This window comes from Streptomyces sp. NPDC051776 (genome assembly GCF_040681345.1).
Classification (GTDB): Bacteria; Actinomycetota; Actinomycetes; order Streptomycetales; family Streptomycetaceae; genus Streptomyces.
In genome coordinates, this window is the sequence record NZ_JBFAYQ010000112.1 from 1 (window position 1) to 5,171 (window position 5,171).

Genomic DNA, 5,171 nt, shown 5'->3' on the forward strand with positions numbered 1-5,171 from the left:
ACTGCACAACCTCGCCCTCGCCGGATAGAGAACGGCCCGTGAGCCGCAGGACCATCTCCACCCACCCCAAGATCAACTTACGGGACAACCTTTAGGCTCGGACGACGGAGACAGGGGGAGCCGTGAGCAGCGCAGTGGCCGTGGAGCATAAACTCGCCAGGGAACTGTACGAGATGACCGTGCAGGACGCGGGCTGGACACCGGGGGCCGTCTGCAGGAAACTCGGCTGGACCAGCGAGGACTACGCCGTAGCAATCCAGTTCCTCGCCGAGCTGGGATTAGTGACCCCTACCGGCGCCACGCCCAGCGGCTGGGCCTATGTGTCATCCCAGTCCGCCCTTGACCGACTGCTGGAGACAGACGCCCGGCGCACCGCCGCGCTGATGGAGCATGCAGCCCGCACGCGGGAGGCGCTGGTACGGATGGTGACCGACTTCCATCAGATCCAGGCCGAGCAGGGCCACGGCCGACAGACAACCCGCGTAGCGGGATCCGCCAACATCGCCGCCGCGCTCGAGGATGCCGCCGAGCAGGCCAGGGCAGAGGTCATGTCACTGCATCCTGGGCGTGGATTGGCCGAGCCCATGGTGGAGGATGGGCTGGCCCGGGACCGGCGGACGCTGAGGCGCGGTGTGGCGGTGCGGACCATCCACCTTGCCGCTGCCGCGGCCACCCCCTCCGGGGCCGCCCAGCTGAGGTCACTGTCCGCAGCGGGTGTCCAGGTACGGACCGCTGTCACTCTCCCGCACCAGTTGATGCTGGTCGATGACCGCCTGGCGATCGTTCCGGCCCGCGGTGGTGAGGGGCAGCCCGCCTCGCTGATCGTCCGTGATCCCGCCCTCGGTGAGGTCTTCCGCCGGCAGTTCGAGCACTGCTGGGCCCATGCGTCGGCCCTCGGCGGTCCACCGGCGTTTGCGGACGCCGGACATGGCGATCCGCCCGACGCCCGCCGACGGGCGGTCCTACGCCTGCTGGCCCAAGGACTCACGGACGACGCGGTCGCCCGTCGGCTCGGCGTCTCCGGGCGTACGGTCCGTCGCATCGTCGGAGAGCTGATGGCCGACCTTGGTGCCTCGAGCCGTTTCCAGGTCGCTGTGCTCGCCACCGAAGCGGGCTGGCTCTCCGCGGAGGCGGAGCAGCAGGCGCAGCCGGGATCCAGGATGGAAGCGAAACCGGAGGAGCAGGTGCGCGGCCACGCCCAGGAGCAGGCCCCAGAACGGTGAGCCGACGCCGCCCATCGTCATTCCCGACGACGTCGCAAGGAAGGTGACGACCGCGGCTTCCCGTTCCTCAGCAGCCGCGACCGTACGTGCCAGGCTGCCGGACAGCGAACTCAGCAGCGCGAGACCGGCGATCGTGGCCACCAGTGCCTTCGGCAGTCCCGTGAACAGCGCCACCAACGTGGAGCCGAAGGAGCCGACGACCAGGTAGCCCGCGCCGCAGCTGACTCCGGCGATCCAGCGCCGTCCGGGGTCCGGATGCGCCTCCGGCCCCGTGCAGATGGCTGCAGTAATGGCCGCAGGATTGACGGCGTGCGCACCGAAGGGCGCCAGCAGCACCGACGCCATACCGGTCGTCCCGCATACCACGCGGCTGTCCGGCCGGTAGCCCGCGGCGTGCAGAACGGCCATCCCCGGCGCATATTGTCCGGCGAGGGTGGCGACCGTGAGCGGCACTCCGATTCCCACCAGCGCACCGGGGGAGAACTCCGGCACGGTCAGCTCGGGGGAGGCCCACCCGACCCCCGGCAGGTCGACATGCAGCCCACCGGTGGCCGCGGCGACGGCCAGACCGACCCCCAGCGCCCACACCACGGCGTACGTAGGCGCCCATCGCCGGGCCAGCAGGAAGCTCAGCAGCATCGCCGCGACCAGCAGCGGGGAGCCGGGGAGTGAGGTGAAGACGCCCGCGCCGAAAGAGAACAGAGTGCCCGCGAGCATCGCTGCGACCAGCCCCTCCGGCAACCAGGCGAGCAACCGTTCGAACACCCCGGTCGCGGTCAGCAGGGTGACCACCACGCCGGAGACCAGGAAGGCGCCGACCGCCTGCCCGTAGCCGTACTGCGGCAGCGCGGTCACCAGGATCGCAGCCCCCGGGGTGGAAAATGCCGTGATCACCGGGGCCCGGCTCCACCAGCTCAAGCCGATGCACGTCAGGCCTGCCCCCATCGAGATCGCCCAGACCCAGGATGCGCTCTGCTGAGCTGTGAGCCCGGCGCCGGATGCGGCAGCCAGCACCAGGGCGAGTGGCCCGGCGTAGGAGACTGCCATTGCGACGCCCCCCGCCATGACCGCCGTCAGCGACACCTCACGTGCACGGCTCATTCATAAGTCCCAAACGAAGAAGGAGCATCGATACCACGGACACCTCGACCGAGGGACTCGGGGAAGTGACCCGGCACCGACCATGCTGTCGCACCTCAAGCCGCGCGTGGCCCGACCCTGGCGATCCGGTTCCGGCCACGGCCCCCTCCGGCCAGCGGGCCCCGGGTGGCCGTAGCAGGTCATGGACGCTTTTGGCCGCCAACTCCGCTGGCAATCAGGGTATTTGAGGCGCCAACCTTCCCGGTATGACAACCTACGCAGCACCCGCTGCCGCTTCCGCCGACATTGACGCACTGGTCCTGGACACTCGGGAAGCATCCCTCGTCAGCCAACTGCTCCACGAAGTCGCCCTGCTGACCGGCCCCCTGGAACTCACACTGCAGAGTCCGGAGTTCGCGGCCTTGGCCGACCAACTGCCCCTGCGACTGCGAGAGAACATCGAGCGATTCCGCGACAGCCCACCGGACCACGGCCTGATGGCGGTGCGCGCCCTGCCGGTCGGAGAAATCCCCGCGACGCCCAGTGCCTACGGTGCCAACGTCCTGGGGGAGCAGCACCCGTCCAGCCTGCTGGTGGCTCTGCTCGCCCACCCGCTGGGTGGCCTCATCGGATACGAGGACGAGAAGGCGGGCGCGCTCGTCCACGACGTCTTCCCAGTTGCCTCGGACGCGGCAAAGCCGCTGAACTCCGGTTCCTCGCTCTTCGACTTCCACACCGAGAACGTCCACCATCCAGTGCGCCCCAGTCACCTGGGCTTGCTCTGCCTGCGGCCCGACCACGACCACGTAGCCGCCACCATGGTGGCTTCCGTCCGCGAGGCCGAGCCCCTGCTCGACCCCCGCGACCGCGCGGTCCTCGCCTCAACCCGATACCGCAGCCGCTTCCCGCTTTCCTTCACCCGCGGCCTACAGGAGAGGGCGCGCCCCATGACCGCACCGCACTCGGTGCTCACCGATGGGCCGACCGGCACCTACGTCCGCTTCAACATGCACAACACATTCGGCATGGACGAGGAGTCGCAGGCCGCCCTACAGCGGCTCAACCGGGCCATGCACACCGTGCACCGGGCCGTGTACGCCGAACGCGGTGAGCTGCTGCTAGTCGACAACCGCATCGTGGTGCACGGCCGCAGTGACTTCACCCCCCGCTACGACGGCGCCGATCGCTGGCTGCGCCGCTTCTACCCCTACCCAGACATCCTGCGGGCTACCGACCTGGTCCGACCCGGCGGCCGCGTGCTGAGCAGGGACGCGTACGCCCGTGCATGACGTATCGCTCACCGCGGCGGCACTGCTGTGTGTCGCCGCCGCTCTGGCCGGCTGGGTGGACGCGGTGGTCGGCGGCGGTGGGCTTCTCCAGGTGCCCGCCCTCCTGATCGCCTTCCCGCACCTGGCACCCGCGTATGCGCTCGGTACCAACAAGGCCGTCGGTGTGGTCGGCACCACGGCGGCGGCAATCACCTACGCCCGTAAGGCACCGGTCGACGTCTGGCTGGCCTGCCGGATCGGCGCAGTCGCAGTGCTCTCCTCTGTGGGAGGGGCGTTCTGCGCCGCGGGCGTGAACAGTGCAGTCCTCCGGCCCCTGATCATGGTGTTGTTGCTGGGGGTCGCCGCTTTCGTCGTCCTCCGACCCCAGTTCGGGCAGACACCGGGCGGCACGGTGACCCGCCGCAGAGTGCTGACAGCCGGTCTTGTCGTGGGCGCGGGAATCGGCTTCTATGACGGGCTGCTGGGGCCGGGCACCGGCACCTTCCTGGTAATCGCCCTGGTCGCGCTGCTCACTATGGACATGGTGACCGCGTCTGCCACCGCAAAGGTGGTCAACGTCGGGACGAACCTCGGGGCCTTGGCGATGTTCGCCTGGCAGGGCACGGTGCTGTGGACGCTCGCGCCCTTCATGGCGCTGTTCAATCTGGCGGGTGCCTCAGTGGGGGCACGGATGGCGCTCAAGCGCGGCAGCGGCTTCGTGCGGGCTGTGATGCTCGTCGTCGTCACGGCGCTCGTCAGTAAACTCGCTTACGACCAGTGGTGGGGGACTGCAGGATGACCATCGGGATACTCGGCGGCATGGGTCCGCTGGCGACGGTCGACTTCTACCGCAAGCTGATCGACGCCACGCCGGCCGCTCACGACCAGGACCATCTACCGGTTGTCGTGTGGGCCGATCCCACCGTTCCCGACCGGTCCGCGGCCCTCACCGGCTGCGGGCCGGACCCCACGCCGTGGCTGATCCGCGGGGCGCACCGGCTGGAAGCGCTCGGCGCGGCCGTGATCGCCACTCCGTGCAACACGGCGCACGCCTTCCTGGACCGGGTACGACCCAGTGTGCGCGTCCCGATGCTCGACATGATCGACGAGACGGTGCGCGAGATCCGCACCCGTCACCCTGAAGTAGAGACCGTCGGTCTGCTCGCCACAGCCGGCACCGTGACGGCAGGGCTGTACCAGGACACGCTTGCCGCTGCCGGGTTCAAGACCGTAACCCCCGACCCCGTGACACAGGAGGACTACGTCACCCGCGCCATCCGACGAGTCAAGGCCGGGGACCTCGGCGGGGAGCCAGCCCGGTGGATCGAAGAGGCGGCCGGGCAGCTAGCCGCACTCGGTGCCCGCCTGCTCGTCGCCGGGTGCACCGAAATACCTTTGCTACTCGGGGAGATGTGCGCGTGCCTGCCGGTCCTGGACCCTACGGCGACCCTGGCACGGGCGGCGGTGAGGGCCGCACGGTGACGACCTGGACGCAATACCGGTGTTCTAGGGCCTGTGTGATGTCGTGATCAATCTTGCTGATCCGGATCTGTATGGAGGGGTGCATCGGGTAGGAAGAGGGGTGTGACGCGCAGGCAAC

General features: G+C 69.3%; 5 protein-coding genes and 1 pseudogene. 4 read left to right on the top strand and 2 right to left on the bottom strand.

The window, feature by feature from the left end; all coding sequences use genetic code 11:
• Positions 1–698: 698 nt before the first annotated feature.
• Positions 699–884 (bottom strand): hypothetical protein, encoded by a 186-nt coding sequence (locus AB0M26_RS31175; RefSeq protein ID WP_365266270.1) that lies wholly within the window; start codon positions 882–884, stop codon positions 699–701.
• Between AB0M26_RS31175 and AB0M26_RS31180 the strand changes: the two are divergent.
• Positions 822–1,043 (top strand): annotated as a pseudogene (locus tag AB0M26_RS31180) (helix-turn-helix domain-containing protein); the annotation flags it as partial. The gene AB0M26_RS31175 and the pseudogene AB0M26_RS31180 sit on opposite strands and share 63 nt — an antisense overlap.
• Here AB0M26_RS31180 and AB0M26_RS31185 read toward each other — a convergent pair.
• A complete protein-coding gene (locus AB0M26_RS31185) occupies positions 963–2,324 on the bottom strand; it encodes a benzoate/H(+) symporter BenE family transporter (RefSeq protein WP_365266258.1) in 1,362 nt (453 codons plus the stop codon). The pseudogene AB0M26_RS31180 and the gene AB0M26_RS31185 overlap by 81 nt on opposite strands.
• A gap of 245 nt (positions 2,325–2,569) precedes the next feature.
• Between AB0M26_RS31185 and AB0M26_RS31190 the strand changes: the two genes are divergently transcribed.
• The 3 genes from AB0M26_RS31190 to AB0M26_RS31200 are packed head-to-tail and all read left to right on the top strand — an operon-like array spanning position 2,570 to position 5,053.
• On the top strand, positions 2,570–3,592 hold the full coding sequence (locus tag AB0M26_RS31190) for a TauD/TfdA family dioxygenase (protein WP_365266261.1): 1,023 nt from the start codon (positions 2,570–2,572) through the stop codon (positions 3,590–3,592).
• Positions 3,585–4,370, top strand: coding sequence for a TSUP family transporter (locus AB0M26_RS31195; RefSeq protein WP_365266264.1), 786 nt, complete (start codon positions 3,585–3,587; stop codon positions 4,368–4,370). The genes AB0M26_RS31190 and AB0M26_RS31195 overlap by 8 nt, the downstream gene beginning before the upstream one ends.
• A complete protein-coding gene (locus AB0M26_RS31200; RefSeq protein ID WP_365266267.1) occupies positions 4,367–5,053 on the top strand; it encodes an amino acid racemase in 687 nt (228 codons plus the stop codon). Before AB0M26_RS31195 ends, AB0M26_RS31200 begins: the two co-directional genes overlap by 4 nt.
• Positions 5,054–5,171 lie beyond the last annotated feature (118 nt).